Origin of the sequence: Pseudotabrizicola sp. L79, from assembly GCF_036553525.1 — a bacterium.
In the GTDB taxonomy this organism is placed as follows: Bacteria; Pseudomonadota; Alphaproteobacteria; order Rhodobacterales; family Rhodobacteraceae; genus Pseudotabrizicola.
Window position 1 is genome coordinate 416,349 of sequence record NZ_JAZHDA010000053.1, and the last position, 15,321, is coordinate 431,669.

The window sequence follows — 15,321 nt, forward strand, 5'->3', positions numbered from 1 at the left end:
AGAGGTGCACCATGCCGCCATTCCAACCGGAGGATTTATAATGCGCATTCTGGTATCGGCCATGGTGGCCTGTCTGGCGATGGCTGCCCCTTCTCTCGCACAAGACACGGCCCTGATCCCGGAATCGCGCATGACCATTGTGCCGGGCATCGACTTGCCCGGGGGCGACATCGCCCAGCTTTTCGACACCACGATCGAGGCCTGTGAAAAGGCCTGCCTCACCAACAGCCGCTGCACGGCCTTTACCTTTAACACCCGCAACGGCAGTTGCTTTCCAAAGGCAGCGCCGGGATCCTCGGTGCCTTTTGCCAATGCTGTGTCCGGCTACGTTCTAAAGGCCGCCCCGGGGGCCAATGCGCTGGCAAACGCCGCGCGCGCCGATCTGGGCTTTCTGTCGGATGACGACTTGGCCGAGGCGCGCGATATGGCGCAAACTCTGGGCAGCACCCATACGTCGAACGGTTTCACCGCCGCCGATCACCTTGCTGCCGCGGCCGAGGCTGAACAGGCTGGCAACATCTTGCAAGCCATGCGGTTTGTGGGCGCGGCCACCAACCTGTCGGACGCAGGGGCCGATTGGACCGAATATGCGCGGCTGTTGCTGTTGTCGGCCCAGACGGATCGGGGCAATGCCCGTATGCATCTTGCCCGCGCCGTTACAGCCAGCACCAATGCCTATCTGCGCAGCGAAAACAAAGGGTTGCGTCACAGTATCTTGCTGACGATGGCTGATGCGCTGGAACAACTGAACCGTGGCCCAGATACCGTGCAGGCCCTGCGATTGGCACAAGCGCAGCAGTTTCGCGATGATACTGAAACGCTGCTGGACAGCGCCATTGCCAAATATGGATTCCGTATCATCGAAGATCAGGTGCAGGCCGACAGCACCCGTCCCAGAATTTGTGCCACCTTTTCCGAAGATCTGGTGAAATCGGGCGTCGATTACGAAAGCTATGTGCAACTGCCCGAACCGGGCCTGACCGTCACCTCGGATGGCTGGCGCAATCTGTGCGTTGAAGGTGTGGCACATGGCGCGCGCTATACCGTAACCTTCCGCGAAGGCCTGCCCGCGGCCGATGGCCAGACCTTGGCAAAATCCGTGGCCCTCACCGCCTATATCCGTGATCGCTCCGCACTCGTGCGCTTTCCGGGCCGGGCCTATGTTTTGCCCAAGGGCGATCAGGCCGCACTGCCAGTCGTCACTGTCAACACTGCGGCGTTGGATCTGACGCTGTATCGCGTAACCGACCGCAATCTGCTGCGGTCTTTCCAGAACGGCTATCTGAGCCAGCCGATGGCCGACTGGCAGGAAGACAACTTCCGCGACGAGGTGGGCACCAAGGTGTGGTCTGGAACAGCCACTGTGCCGGTCGATGTGAACCGCGATGTCACCACGCGCCTGCCAATGGCCCAAGCGTTGCAAGGCCAGCCTGCCGGGGTTTACGCCCTGAAAGCAGCGGTTCCAGGCGAAGACCCCTATGAAATCGCCCCCGGCTGGCAGTGGTTCGTTGTCTCTGATCTGGGGCTGACCACCCTGTCGGGCGTGGATGGCCTGCATGTCTTTGTCCGCAGCCTTGGCACTGCGGCGGCAAAAGCTGGGGTAGCGGTTGAATTGCTGTCATCGGCCAATGAGGTTCTGGGCCAGACCACCACCGATGCCAGCGGCTATGCCTGGTTTGATGCGGGGCTGACGCGGGGCACGGGCGGCCAGTCGCCCGCACTGGTCATCGCCCGCGAGGGCGAGGCCGATCTTGCCTTTCTGTCGCTGACTGACCCAGAGTTTGATCTGTCAGACCGTGGGGTTGAAGGGCGCGAGCCTGCCCCGCCCGTTGATGTCTTCCTGACCACCGACCGCGGGGCCTATCGTGCCGGAGAAACGGTTTACGCAACGGCCCTTGCACGCGACACCCGGGCCGAGGCAGTGGTGGACCTGCCGCTGACGGCCGTGCTGAAACGCCCCGACGGGGTTGAATATACCCGTGCCCTTGTGGCCGACAGTGGTGCCGGGGGCCATATCTTCCAGCTTCCGATTGCCGGCAGCGCACCGCGCGGCGTCTGGCGGCTAGAGGTGCTGGCAGATTTGCAAGCCGCCCCCTTGGCAACGAAAACCTTTCTGGTCGAAGATTTCCTGCCCGAACGTATCGACTTTGACTTGGCGGTTGCCGAAGGCCCGCTGCGCCTTGGCGAAACTCCCGAACTCACGGTGCAAGCGCGCTATCTGTTTGGTGCGCCTGGCGCCGATCTGCCGATAGAGGGTGAGGTTCTGCTGCGCGCTGCATCTGAATTGCAGGGCTATGCGGGCTATGTTTTCGGCCCCCACGACGACCCCTTTGTCGCCAGAATGGAAGGGTTCGGCGGCGATGTCACCGATGCCAGCGGTCTGGCCACGATTTTTCCGATGTTGCCAGAAACGGATGACCCACTTCGCCCGATCGAGGCGCGGTTCACCGTGCGCGTGGCCGAAGGCTCGGGGCGGCCCGTGGAACGGCAGACCACCAAACTGTTGACCCCTTCGGCCCCGATGATCGGCATCAAACCGATGTTCGACGGCGTGGTCGCCGAAGGCACCGAAGCCCGCTTCGGCCTGATCGGCGTCGGTCCCGAAGCCGCGCCGGTGGCAATGCCGGTGAAATGGGTGCTCAGCCGCATCGAGACCGAGTATCAATGGTATCAATCTTACGGCAATTGGAACTGGGAGCCTGTAACCTCGCGCAGCATTGCGGCCGAGGGCGTGGCCCAATTGGGCAGCACAGCCGTTGAGATTTCCGCCCCCGTCACATGGGGGGAATATGAACTGCGGGTCGAACGCGCGGACGGCAGCTATGCCGTCAGCTCGACCACCTTTTACGCGGGTTGGTTTGCACCGGCCGATGTCTCGACCACCCCCGACATGCTAGAGCTTTCGCTGGATGCACCAGCCTATCGGCCCGGTGACACCGCCACACTGCGCATCGTGCCAAGGGCTGGGGGCACTGCTTTGATCAGCGTGTTGTCAAACCGCCTGATCGCGATGCAGGCCGTAGAGGTAACCGAAGGCGAAAACCTGATTTCCCTGCCCGTGACCGATGATTGGGGCGCGGGCGTCTATGTCACGGCTGCGGTTCTGCGCCCGATGGATGTGGCAGCGGGGCGCAACCCCACCCGCGCCCTTGGGCTGGCCCATGCCGCAATCGACCCCGGCCCCCACAAACTGACGGCAACTGTCGAGGTAGCAGCCGAAGCCGCCCCCCGCAGCCCCCTGAACATCGCCGTCAAGGTTGAAGGCGCGCAACCGGGCGAAACCGTGTATGCGACCCTTGCCGCTGTTGATCAGGGTATCCTCAATCTGACGGGATTTGAGCCGCCCTCCCCCTCTGGCCATTTCTTCGGTCAGCGCAAACTTGGCGTCGGCATTCGGGATCTCTATGGCCGACTGATCGACGGGATGAACGGGGCCGAGGGGCAGGTCCGCTCGGGTGGTGATGCCGGCGCGCAGGCGCGATTGCAGGCCCCCCCTCCGACAGAAGAACTGGTGGCCTATTTCACGGGCCCCGTGCAGGTCGGCACCGATGGCTATGCCCGCACCAGTTTTGACATGCCGTCCTTCAACGGCACGGTCAAGGTGATGGCCGTAGTCTGGTCGAAAACCGGGGTGGGCGAGGCAAGCGCCGATGTGCTGGTGCGCGACCCTGTCGTGGTGACGGCCAGTCTGCCACGGTTTCTGGCGCCGGGCGATGAAAGCCGGATGTTGCTGGAAATCGTCCATGCCAGCGGGCCTTCGGGTCGTATGGGGCTGGACGTGGTGGCCAACGGGCTGACGCTTGGCACGGTGCCTTCGGGCTTTGATCTGGGTGACAAGGCAAAGGCGGTCTTTGCCGTGCCTGTGAAAGCGGGTGAAACGGGGCTGCACAGCATCGACCTGACCCTGACCACGCCAGATGGTAAGGTCTTGCAAAAAACCCTGACCGTTCCGGTTCAGGCCAATGACCCCGAGGTGGCGCGCACCACCCGCCTGACATTGGCCCGTGGCCAGACCTTGACCTTTGATCAAAACGCCTTTGCCGATCTGGCCCCTGGCACTGCAAAGGCCACGCTGGCCATTGGCCCGCTGGCCCGGCTGAATGCGCCGGGCCTTTTGGCGGCGCTTGACCGCTATCCCTATGGCTGCACCGAACAAGTCACGTCCAAGGCTTTGCCACTGCTGTATCTGGATGAGATGGCGCAGGCGATGAATCTGCCCGGTGCCACCAACATCCGCAGCCGCATTGATCAGGCGGTGACCGAAATCCTGACCAATCAGGGGGCCGAAGGCGGGTTCGGCCTGTGGGGGCCGGGTGATGGTGACTTGTGGCTTGACGCCTATGTCACCGACTTCCTGTCGCGCGCGCGGGCACAAGGCCATGCCGTGCCCGACATCGCCTTCCGGCAAGCGTTGGACAATCTGCGCAATCAGGTGAACTACGCCCCTGATTTCGACGACAGCGCCAATGGGGGCGGGCAGGCGTTGGCCTATGCGCTGATGGTTCTGGCCCGCGAAGGTGCGGCGGCCATTGGCGATCTGCGCTATTACGCCGATGTGAAAGGCGCCGATTTCCGCACCGCTTTGGCGCAGGCACAGTTGGGCGCAGCCCTTGCCAGCTATGGCGATCAAACACGGGCAGATGCAATGTTCCGCCGCGCCGCCGCCCGGACCCAGGCGCTGATGCAAAGCGAAACTGCGCAAGTCTGGCGCAGCGATTATGGCACCAATTACCGGGACGCCGCTGCCCTTCTGACGCTGGCCATCGAATCCGGCACTCAGACCATTGACCAAGAGACCCTGACCGCCGCACTTGCAGCGCGGACTGATGGTCTTTCAACTCAAGAGGCAACCTGGGCGCTGATGGCCACCCATGCCCTGATCGACCGGCCCGCGGCAGATGGCCTGTTGATCGACGGCCAACCCGCCAGCGGCCCCCCAGTGCGAATGCTGGATGCAAACTCGCGCCCGGTGATCGTGCAGAACACCGGGGCCGATACACAGATCACGCTGACAACCTATGGCGTGCCCTCGCAGCCCGAGCCGGCGGGGGGCAATGGCTATGCCATCAGCCGCAGTTACTATACGCTGGACGGAAATACCGCATCGCTTGAGGGGGTAAAGGTGGGTGATCGTTTGGTCACGGTGCTGGAAATTACCCCCTTTGCCTCGGGCGAGGCACGGCTGATGGTCAGCGACCCTTTGCCCGCTGGGTTTGAGATCGACAATCCAAACCTGATTTCCGGCGGGTCTTTGGCCAATCTTGACTGGCTGGGGCTGGAATCCGATGTGGCGCATAGCGAGTTTCGGCAAGACCGGTTCCTGACGGCCATCGACCGCGACACGGGCGATGCCTTCAGGTTGGCCTATATCGTGCGGGCAGTGTCACCGGGCCAGTTCCACCATCCTGCGGCCTCGGTTGAGGATATGTATCAACCGATGTTCCGCGCCCGCAGTGAAACAGGGCGCTTGACGATTTCACAATGAAATCCGCAGGCTTCATCTTTACCTTGGCGGCGGGCCTGTGGCTGGCCGCCCTTGGCCGCGATCAGTGGTCAGATTGGGTTGATGCCACCCAACTGCCCCCGTTGGCGCTGGAAACCTCGGTCGAGGTAAAAGACCGGACCGGCACGTTGCTGCGCGCCTATACCGTTTCTGACGGGCGTTGGCGGCTGGCCATTCAGGGGGCCGAGGTGGATGACGGCTATCTCCGCATGCTGGTGGCTTATGAGGACAAAAGGTTCTGGACACATAGCGGCGTTGACCTGTGGGCGATGGCGCGGGCGGTCAAACAGGCCGCGCTGAATGGCCGGGTGATTTCGGGCGGATCGACACTGACGATGCAGGTCGCGCGCCTGCTGGAAGACAGTGGAACCGGGGCGCTTGACGGCAAGTTCCGTCAGATGCGGGTGGCCTGGGCCCTGGAGCGGCGGCTGACCAAGGACCAGATTTTGCAGCTTTATCTGCATCTTGCACCCTTTGGTGGCAATCTTGAAGGCGTGCGGGCCGCGTCTTTTGCCTATTTCGGAAAAGAGCCACGGCGCCTGACCCCGGCCGAGTCCGCCTTGCTGGTGGCCATTCCCCAAGCGCCCGAAAGCCGCCGCCCCGACCGCGCCCATGGCCGCGCAGTGGCCGCGCGGGAAAAGGTGCTGGCCCGTGCCATGCGGGATGGCATTCTGGCGCAAGATCAATCTGTTGCCGCACTGACCGAACCCGTGCCCCACATCCGCCGCGCCTTTCCAGCCCTTGCGCCGCATTTTGCCGATCGGGTCGTGGCCGAAGACCCCGCAGCGCGGGTGCATGTTCTGACCTTGCAGGCAGGGTTGCAAAAGTCACTGGAAGCCTTGGCAAAAGACGTCATCGCAGGTCAGGGAGAGCGGGTTCAGCTTGCCATGGTTGTGGCAGATCACGGATCGGGCGAGGTGTTGGCCAGTGTCGGATCAGCGGCATTTCAGGCCGATCATCGGCAGGGCTTTGTTGATATGACACAGGCCCTGCGCAGCCCCGGATCAACGCTTAAGCCATTGATTTACGGCCTTTCCTTTGACCAAGGCCTTGGCCACCCGGAAACGATGATCGATGATCGTCCGATGCGTTTTGGCACCTATGCGCCGCAAAACTTTGATCGGATGTTTCGCGGCACCCTGCGCATGCGTGAGGCCTTGCAGCTGTCACTGAACCTGCCCGCTGTGCAGGTGCTGGATGCGCTGGGGCCCGCCAAGTTGCTGTCAGCCTTGGACAAATCCGGGGTAAAATGGCACGCGCCCGGTGATCAGCCAGGGCTGGCCATCGGCTTGGGCGGGGTTGGCATCAGCCTGGAAGATATGGTGCAACTTTACGCCGCCATCGCAAGGGGTGGCGTTTCGCTGCCGCTGACCCACACGATGCAGGGGCAGCAAGAGCCGGGTCAACGGGTGCTGACGGCCGTGGCCGCCTGGCAAATCACCGATATTCTGGCAGGCCTTGCCCCGCCGCCGGGGGCGCCACAAAACCGCCTCGCCTACAAGACCGGCACCAGCTATGGGCATCGCGACGCTTGGGCAATTGGCTATGATGGGCGGCATGTGATTGGCGTCTGGATGGGGCGGCCCGATGGCACGCCGGTGCCAGGCGCCTTTGGGGCCGATACCGCCGCGCCAGTTCTGTTTCAGGCCTTTGCCAGACTCAAACGCCAGCTTGACCCGCAGCCCCCCGCCCCTGCCGCCACCCTGTTGGTGTCAAATGCAGAGCTGCCCCAACCCTTGCAAAGGTTTCAGTCACGCGCACAGGCGATGGCCGGGCCCGGCAACGGCCCTGCCGTGGCTTTCCCGCCCGAAGGGGCCGAGGTTGAACTGCTGCCACAAGGCCTGCTGGTCAAGGTCGAAGGCGGGCAAGCGCCCTTTACCTGGATGGCCGACGGCGTGCCGCTGGCCGTGGCAGAGCGCGGGCGCAGCAGCCTGCTGTCCCGCCTTGGACGGGGTTTTGTCACCCTGTCGGTGATCGACGCCAACGGGCAATCGGCGCGGGCCAGTGTTCGCCTGCGTTAGCCCACACTGGCGCGCAGGCCAAAGCCCCCCGGTCAGACCCGTTCAATCGCCAGGGCGATGCCCTGCCCGCCCCCGATGCACATCGTGATCAATGCGGTTTTGCCACCCGTCCGCTCCAGCTCGGCCAAGGCCTTGACCACCAGAATGGCCCCTGTGGCCCCAACCGGATGCCCAAGCGCAATGGCCCCGCCATTCGGGTTGACGCGGGCGGGATCAAGACCAAGCTCGCGGTTCACGGCGATGGCCTGGGCGGCAAAGGCCTCATTCGACTCGACCAGATCGAAATCGGTGGGCTTCATCCCCAACTTGGCACAAAGCGCGCGCACCGCTGGTACCGGGCCAATTCCCATCACCTTTGGGTCCACCCCGGCATGGGCATACCCCAGCAGGCGGGCGCGGGGCTTGATGCCGGTCGGCAATCCGCGCGACAAGACAAGGGCTGCGGCACCGTCATTGATGCCGCTGGCATTGCCCGCTGTGACTGTGCCCTCTTTCTGGAACACCGGCTTCAGGCCAGACAGCGCCTCCAGCGTGGTAGCCTTGGGGTGTTCATCGGTCTCGAACACCGTCATGCCCTTGCGCGTTTTCACCTCGATCGGGCTGATCTGATCGGCAAAGCGGCCTTCACTGATGGCACGAGCGGCGCGCTTTTGGCTTTCGAACGCAAAGGCATCTTGTGCGGCGCGGCTGATCCCATGTTCGGCTGCCACATTCTCGGCGGTGACACCCATATGGCCTGTGCCAAAGGGGCAGGTCAGCGCACCTGTCATCATGTCCAGCGCACGGGTATCGCCCATTTTCTGGCCAAAGCGGGCCGTTTGCAAAATATGCGGAGAGCGGCTCATGCAATCGGCACCCCCCGCAACGGCAATGTCACAATCGCCCAGCATCAGGCTTTGCGCTGCAGACACCACCGCCTGCGCGCCGGAACCGCACAGCCGGTTGACGTTCATCGCCGGGGTGGTTTCAGGAATACCTGCATTCATCGCCGCCACCCGTGACAGATACATGTCGCGCGGTTCGGTGTTGATGATATGGCCCATCACCACATGGCCGATCTGGCCGGGCGCAACACCGGCGCGGGCGATGGCGGCGCTGATGGCATGGCTGGCCAGATCAATCGGCGCAATACCAGACAGGGCACCGCCAAAAGTGCCGATGGCGGTGCGCGCGCCGGACAGGATGAAAATATCGGTCATGGGTGTCTCCCTTGCTTTGCCACAGTCTAGACTGAGTGGCCCCGTTTGGGGAGATGACGTCACGTTCCGGCAGCACTTGCCCGCAGGCCACCGCGCAGGCAGACTGTGGGCATGAAATTCGGACCATCACGCAAGGAATGGAAGATCAGGCTGGGTATTTCAGTGGCTGGGCTTGGATTGTTGGCGGCTGCCCTGTGGCTGCGCGGCCTGCCCGAGGGGCCAGGTCTGGTTGAGGTGGTTGGGGTGGCCGGGCTGTTCTTTGGCCTGTCGGCCCTTGCCGCGATTCGGGGGCTGTGGCGGTGACCCCGTGGTTGATCGTTCAGGCAGCGGTCTTTGCGGTCTGGGTCGTGCTGGCGTTTCGCAGCCTGTTTCGGCTGCTTGCGCTGATGCGCGCCCGCACCGGCCAGATGCTGCCCGGCCTGCGTCAGGGCATGGCCGCCCCACTGCTCTTTCTGCGCGAGCCGCAGTTTCAGCACGACCGGCGTTTGCTGGCCGTGCTGACGGTGGTGCTGCTGATGCTTAGCGCGGCCTTCGCGGCCACCCGCTAGGGCTGCAACGGGATGCGGCCTTTGGGCGTCAGGTGAAACACCTGCCCCCCATCAATCACGATCACCGAGAGCGGCCCGCCATAGGCCGCAGAACTGTCGATGTTGATGCGGTTGCCGTAATGGGTGGGCGTGTCGATGGCGGTATGGCCATGGATGACCAGCGGGCCAAAGCTGCCCTGATGTTCTAGAAACGGGGCACGGATCCACAGCAGATCGGTTTCCTGCTGATCTTGCAGCGCAATGCCGGGGCGTATGCCCGCATGAACGAACAGCAGCCCGTCCATCTGGTGCGACGTGGGCAAATTCTCGACAAAGTCGCGATGCGCCTGTGGAACAGCGGCGATGGCGTCTGCATGGACAGGGGCCAGCGGGCGATCGCCCGGCGCGTGCAGGCCGTATGAGGCCAGGGTTTCCGCGCCGCCAAGCCGGGGATGCAGCCACCCCAATTCGGCGCGCAAACCGGGTTCAGGATCAGCCGGATCGTTCAGAAACCGCCAGAACATGCGATCATGGTTGCCCTTCAGCACGACCCAGTCTTGGCCCTGTGCCATCCCCTGCAACAGAAACTCGATCACCCCTGCACTGTCGGGGCCGCGGTCCACCAGATCGCCCACATGCACAACAGGTGCGGGGCCATTCTGGGCCATGTCCTTGGCGATCAGGTCATGCACACCGTGAAGCAGGCCGAGATGGCCATGGATATCGCCAATCGCATAGGCGCGCATGGGCAGCCCCTTTCGCAAGCAAACAGGCCAGCGGGTCTGTCACGCCCCCGGCATTGGCCTTGGGATAGGGGAACCGGGCAGAAACGGCAAGTCGGCGATCAGGTCTTGCGGAATCTGGTCGGCTGCCGGGTCAGGCAAGAAGCTGTAGGAATGGCTGTTGATATCCCCGCTCCATCGCCAAAGCGCGACGAATCCCTGATCGGCAGTGCGGAAAGCATGGGGCATCAGCGAGGGATGGTGCACCGAGTCACCCGCAGAACGCCAACGGGTGTCGCCTCCGGCTGTCCAGAGCGCAGAGCCCGCGACAAGGACATAGGTTTCATCAGCATCATGATTGTGCAGCGGGTAGTAAGAGCCAGGGCGCATATAAAGCAGGCCAAGCCGGAACAGAGGGCTGTGGATCGGGCCATCTGGATCAAGCAAGGTGCAAACGGCCACCATGCCGGCGGCATCGGGCGTCATATGATCAGCCACAGGGTTGACGCCCCAAGGAATATTGCCCTGCGCAGCCAGCAAGGCCTTTGCTGCAGGGCGGTCTGAGCTGGCAAGGCAGTGGCGGATATCGTCATCAAAGGCGCAGGGGTGGCTTGCAGAGCCAAGCGACTGCCCCAGCCCCCGTCGCAGTGCCTGCGCCGTGCGGGTGGCCGGGACGCGGCCTTCGGCGGCATAGACATCGGCAATGGCCGAAAGGGCCCGATCGGTCGAAGACCGTTTGGCCTTGGCAAAAGGTTTGACCATGAAAGCGCCCCTTGCAGCTGAAAATCACCTGCAGGATGGGCAGCGCAATCCGTTGGAGCTTGTTCAAATGCGACGCAGTGTGGCGCGGGTTGAACAGGTAGCGGGGGGCTTCACACCCCCCGCACCCCCCGTGGAGTATTTTCACCAAGATGAAGAGTGGGGGCCGAAGCCCCCGCCCCCTTTATGCGCCTTCGAAATGCAGCGGCTTGACCTGCTGGAACATGCCGGTGGCTTCCAGCGTATCGACGACTTTCTGATCGATCCGCTGGTCAAGATACAGCAGCGCGATGGCATCTTGGTTGATGCCCGACCGGCCAAGGGTAAAGTTGGCGATGTTGACGCCGTTCTTGCCCATGGTCATGCCCAAAAGGCCGATGATGCCCGGAACGTCTTCGTTGGTGGTATACAACATATGCTCGCCCACCTCGGCGTCGATGTTGATGCCCTTGATCTGGATAAAGCGCGGCTTGCCATCTGAGAAGCAAGTGCCCGCGATCGAGCGTTCGCGCGTATCGGTGACCATGGTCACCTTGATATAGGCATCAAAGGCGCCCGATTTATCCTGACGGGTGGTCGAAATCTGGATGCCCTTGTCCTTGGCCACGATCGGGGCAGAGACAAGGTTCACATCCGGGTTCTGGGCCCGCAGCACACCGGCAATCACCGACTGGTTCAGGGCGGCGATGTTCATTTCGGTCACGCGGCCATCATACAGGATGTTGATGGCCTTGATCGGCTCTTCGGTCATCTGGCCGATAAAGGCACCCAGATGGCTGGCCAGCTTGACCCACGGCCCCATGACAGCGGCCTCTTCTGCGCTGACATTGGGCATGTTCAGCGCGTTCTGCACAGCACCGGTCAGCAGATAATCTGACATCTGTTCTGCCACTTGCAGGGCCACATTTTCCTGCGCTTCGTTGGTCGATGCGCCAAGGTGCGGCGTCACCACCACGTTTGGAAGGCCAAACAGCACGTTTTCGGTGGCTGGCTCCACCTCGAACACGTCAAGCGCAGCCCCGGCAACATGGCCTGACACCAGCGCGTCTTTCAGCGCGGCTTCGTCAATCAGGCCGCCACGGGCGCAGTTGATGATACGCACCCCCTTTTTCGTCTTGGCCAGGTTTTCGCGTGACAGGATGTTGCGGGTCTTGTCGGTCAGCGGAACGTGCAGGGTGATGAAATCGGCACGCGCCAGCAGTTCATCCAGCTCGACCTTGGTCACGCCCAGCTGGGTGGCGCGTTCTTCCGACAAGAAGGGGTCAAAGGCGATGACCTTCATTTTCAGGCCAACGGCGCGGTCGCAGACAATGCCGCCAATGTTGCCGGCGCCGATCACGCCAAGGGTCTTGTTGAACAACTCAACCCCCATGAATTTCGACTTTTCCCATTTCCCGGCATGGGTCGAGGCCGAGGCCTCGGGCAGCTGACGGGCCACGGCGAACATCATTGCAATGGCATGTTCTGCGGTGGTGATCGAATTGCCAAAGGGCGTGTTCATCACGATCACGCCTTTTTTCGACGCGGCGGGAATATCGACGTTATCAACGCCAATACCCGCGCGGCCCACGACTTTCAGATTGGTGGCCAGCGCCAGCAGCTTGTCGGTCACCTTGGTGGCCGAGCGGATGGCAAGGCCATCATACTGCCCGATGATTTCGGCCAGCTTTTCTTTGTCTTTGCCCAGTTTGGGCATGTAATCAACATCAACGCCACGGTCACGGAAGATCTGGACAGCGGTTTCAGACAGTTCGTCAGAGACGAGAACGCGGGGTTTGGTTTGACCGGCCATTGGCGGGACTCCTGTCAGGAATACGGGGGATCTGCCGGGGGGTGCCCCCGGCCTGTGATACGGTGATTGCGGTGAGGTGCAGGCCGGGGCTCAGCCCGGCCCCGACTTAGGCGGCGGCTCGCAGTGCCGCGATTTCCGTCTGGAAGGCCCAGTCCAGCCAGGGCATCAGCGCCGCCACATCGGCGGTTTCCACCGTCGAGCCGCACCAGATGCGCAGGCCGGGGGGGGCATCGCGATAGGCCCCGATATCAAGGGCCACGCCTTCCTTTTCCAGCCGCTTGGCAACGGCCTTGGCAAAGGCTGCGCCGTCGGTGATGCGCGGGTCGGTGAATTTCAGGCAGACACTGGTGGTCGAAGCCGTGGCCGGATCTTCGGCCAGATTGGCGATCCAGTCATGGGTGGCCACGAAATCGTGGATCACCTGGGCATTGGCCTCGGCCCGGGAAATCAGGGCCGGCTGGCCGCCAATCGACTTGGCCCATTTCAGGGTCACAAGATAATCTTCCACCGCCAGCATCGAAGGCGTGTTGATGGTTTCGCCCACGAAGATGCCTTCGGAAATCTTGCCCTTCGACGTCAGACGAAAGACCTTGGGCAGCGGCCATGCGGGGGTATAGGTTTCCAGCCGTTCCACCGCGCGTGGCGACAGGATCAGCATGCCATGGGCACCTTCGCCGCCCAGCACTTTTTGCCAAGAAAAGGTGGTCACATCCAGCTTGTCCCACGGCAGATCCATCGCAAAGGCGGCGCTTGTGGCGTCGCAGATGGTCAGGCCTTGACGAGTGGCGGGGATGGCATCGGCATTGGGCAGGCGCACGCCGCTGGTGGTGCCGTTCCAGGTAAAGACAACGTCACAGTCGAAATCGACCGTGGTCAGGTCAACGATCTGGCCGTAGGGGGCCGTTTTCACCTTGGCGTCAAGCTTAAGCTGTTTGACGGCATCGGTGACCCAGCCTTCGCCAAAGCTTTCCCATGCCAGCATTTCCACCGGGCGGGCGCCCAGCATCGTCCACATCGCCATTTCGACCGCGCCGGTGTCAGAGCCGGGAACGATGCCGATGCGGTAATCGGCAGGAACGCCGAGAATTTCACGGGTAAGGTCAATCGCCTCTTTCAGCTTGGCCTTGCCAACGGTGGCACGGTGCGAGCGGCCCAAGGGCGCGTCTGCCAGCATGTCGAGTGAATAACCGGGGATCTTGGCACAGGGGCCAGAAGAAAAGCGCGGGTTTGCCGGACGCGCGGCCGGAGCGGTATTAGCCATATCTGGTATCCTTGCAGATATATGCCCTTCGTTGGGGAAGGGTGTCCCGCTGTTGCTGATATCGGGGCGACCGATCTGGCACAAGCCTGAAAATCGGGCTAAAGCGTCGCATCACCTTTTGAAAGCGACGCCTTCGTTCACGATCGGAAACCTGATGTTTGTGGCCACCCTTTTGACCAACCCCGACACCCCGGTTCTGGACCGGGTCACCGTTGAATCGCTGCGCAATGCCTGGGGCGGGGGCGATGCGGTCTGGCTGAACCCCGGTGTGGCAGCCGAATTTGGGCTGGAGTCGATGCCCGCAAATCTGTGGGAGGTGTGGGAAGGCTTGCAATCCCTGCGGATTGATCTGGCCGTGCAACCCGCCGCAGGGCGCAAAAAGCGGATGCTGATCGCCGATATGGATTCGACGATGATCCAGCAGGAATGCATTGACGAGCTGGCCGATGAGGCGGGGGTGGGGGCCTATGTCGCCGAGATCACCAAGCGGGCGATGAATGGCGAGCTTGATTTTGAAGACGCCCTGCGGGAACGGGTGGGGCTGCTGAAAGGGCTGCCCGTTGCGGTGATTGACCGGGTGATCCGCGACCGGATCACCTTGATGCCGGGGGGGAAGGCGCTGTTGGCCACGATGCGGGCCAAGGGTGCCTATGCGGCGCTGGTGTCGGGCGGCTTTACCGCCTTTACCGCGCGGATCGCGGCAGTTCTGGGCTTTGACGAAAACCGCGCCAACACGCTGATGGTAGAGGGCGATACCTTGGCTGGTAGCGTGGCTGTGCCCATTCTGGGCAAACAGGCCAAGCTGGATGCGCTAGAGGAAATCACCGCCCGGCTGGGGATCACCCCCGCCGATGCCGTGGCCGTGGGTGACGGGGCCAATGATCTGGCGATGCTGAACCGGGCCGGGATGGGCGTTGCGCTGCATGCCAAGCCAAGTGTGCAGGCCCAGTGCTCGGTGCGCGTGAACCATGGCGATCTGACGGCACTGTTGTATCTGCAGGGCTATGGGGCAGAGGATTTCGCAGAATGATCTTGCGCCCGGCCATGGCCCGCGACGCCGCGGCCATGGCCGACATTCAGAACCAGCTGATCCGCATCGGGGGCACAACGGCGCATCAGGCGCAGAAACCAGCCTTGCAGGTGCGGCGCGATTATATCGACGGGCCTGATTGCCTGTGCTGCACAGTGGCCGAAGATAGCCTGCGGGTGATGGGCTGGCAGGCGGTCGGTCGGCATCCGGCCCTGCCCACGGGGTGGGGCGATATCGGCAGCTATGTGCGGCCGGGGCTGCAGGCCCGTGGCATCGGCGCGGCGCTGTTTGGGCAAACCCTGCGCGCCTGCCGGGCCCTGGGGCTGCTTGCGCTGAATGCCACGGTCCGGGCCGATAATGCCGCAGGGCTGGCCTATTACGCGCGGATGGGCTTTGTCGATTACGGGCATGACCCGGATTTTGCCCTGCAAGATGGGCGTGTGGTGGGCCGTATCCACCGTGTGCTTCACCTCTGACGCGATCGGTGGGCAGCCGCCTCTTTACTTC

The 15,321-nt window shown here is 62.8% G+C and carries 11 protein-coding genes; 6 read left to right on the plus strand and 5 right to left on the minus strand.

Annotated features, from left to right (window positions below; all coding sequences use genetic code 11):
* Positions 1 to 40: 40 nt before the first annotated feature.
* Positions 41 to 5,485, plus strand: a complete 5,445-nt coding sequence (locus tag V3C85_RS16985; RefSeq protein WP_445942036.1) for an alpha-2-macroglobulin family protein — start codon at positions 41 to 43, stop codon at positions 5,483 to 5,485.
* Positions 5,482 to 7,524: a penicillin-binding protein 1C gene (pbpC, locus tag V3C85_RS16990; protein WP_331796580.1), complete on the plus strand. Its 2,043-nt coding sequence runs from the start codon at positions 5,482 to 5,484 to the stop codon at positions 7,522 to 7,524. Before V3C85_RS16985 ends, pbpC begins: the two co-directional genes overlap by 4 nt.
* Before the next feature lie 32 nt (positions 7,525 to 7,556).
* Here the strand turns inward: pbpC and V3C85_RS16995 are convergent, their stop codons facing one another.
* Complete coding sequence (locus tag V3C85_RS16995) at positions 7,557 to 8,723, minus strand: acetyl-CoA C-acyltransferase family protein (protein WP_331796581.1); 1,167 nt, start codon at positions 8,721 to 8,723, stop codon at positions 7,557 to 7,559.
* Positions 8,724 to 8,834: 111 nt separating this feature from the next.
* On the opposite strand from V3C85_RS16995, the gene V3C85_RS17000 reads away from it, so the two are divergent.
* Together V3C85_RS17000 and V3C85_RS17005 are read left to right on the plus strand one after the other, a co-directional pair.
* Positions 8,835 to 9,026 (plus strand): hypothetical protein, encoded by a 192-nt coding sequence (locus V3C85_RS17000; protein WP_331796582.1) that lies wholly within the window; start codon positions 8,835 to 8,837, stop codon positions 9,024 to 9,026.
* The gene (locus V3C85_RS17005) at positions 9,023 to 9,271 is read left to right on the plus strand and encodes a hypothetical protein (RefSeq protein ID WP_331796584.1); all 249 of its coding nucleotides are present in this window, start codon (positions 9,023 to 9,025) and stop codon (positions 9,269 to 9,271) included. The genes V3C85_RS17000 and V3C85_RS17005 overlap by 4 nt, the downstream gene beginning before the upstream one ends.
* Here V3C85_RS17005 and V3C85_RS17010 read toward each other — a convergent pair.
* The 4 genes from V3C85_RS17010 to V3C85_RS17025 form a co-directional block, all read right to left on the minus strand.
* A complete protein-coding gene (locus V3C85_RS17010; RefSeq protein ID WP_331796585.1) occupies positions 9,268 to 9,996 on the minus strand; it encodes a metallophosphoesterase in 729 nt (242 codons plus the stop codon). The two genes, V3C85_RS17005 and V3C85_RS17010, sit on opposite strands and share 4 nt — an antisense overlap.
* A gap of 39 nt (positions 9,997 to 10,035) precedes the next feature.
* Positions 10,036 to 10,734: a dimethylsulfonioproprionate lyase family protein gene (locus V3C85_RS17015; protein ID WP_331796586.1), complete on the minus strand. Its 699-nt coding sequence runs from the start codon at positions 10,732 to 10,734 to the stop codon at positions 10,036 to 10,038.
* 181 nt (positions 10,735 to 10,915) lie between these two features.
* Positions 10,916 to 12,523: a phosphoglycerate dehydrogenase gene (serA, locus tag V3C85_RS17020; protein ID WP_331796587.1), complete on the minus strand. Its 1,608-nt coding sequence runs from the start codon at positions 12,521 to 12,523 to the stop codon at positions 10,916 to 10,918.
* 106 nt (positions 12,524 to 12,629) lie between these two features.
* Entirely contained in the window at positions 12,630 to 13,784 is a 1,155-nt protein-coding gene (locus tag V3C85_RS17025; RefSeq protein WP_331796588.1) for a phosphoserine transaminase, read from the minus strand.
* A gap of 154 nt (positions 13,785 to 13,938) precedes the next feature.
* On the opposite strand from V3C85_RS17025, the gene serB reads away from it, so the two are divergent.
* Together serB and V3C85_RS17035 are read left to right on the plus strand one after the other, a co-directional pair.
* Positions 13,939 to 14,814: a phosphoserine phosphatase SerB gene (gene serB / locus V3C85_RS17030; protein ID WP_331796589.1), complete on the plus strand. Its 876-nt coding sequence runs from the start codon at positions 13,939 to 13,941 to the stop codon at positions 14,812 to 14,814.
* Positions 14,811 to 15,290 carry a GNAT family N-acetyltransferase gene (locus tag V3C85_RS17035; protein ID WP_331796590.1) on the plus strand — a complete coding sequence of 160 codons (480 nt, stop codon included), beginning with the start codon at positions 14,811 to 14,813 and terminating at the stop codon, positions 15,288 to 15,290. Before serB ends, V3C85_RS17035 begins: the two co-directional genes overlap by 4 nt.
* Positions 15,291 to 15,321 lie beyond the last annotated feature (31 nt).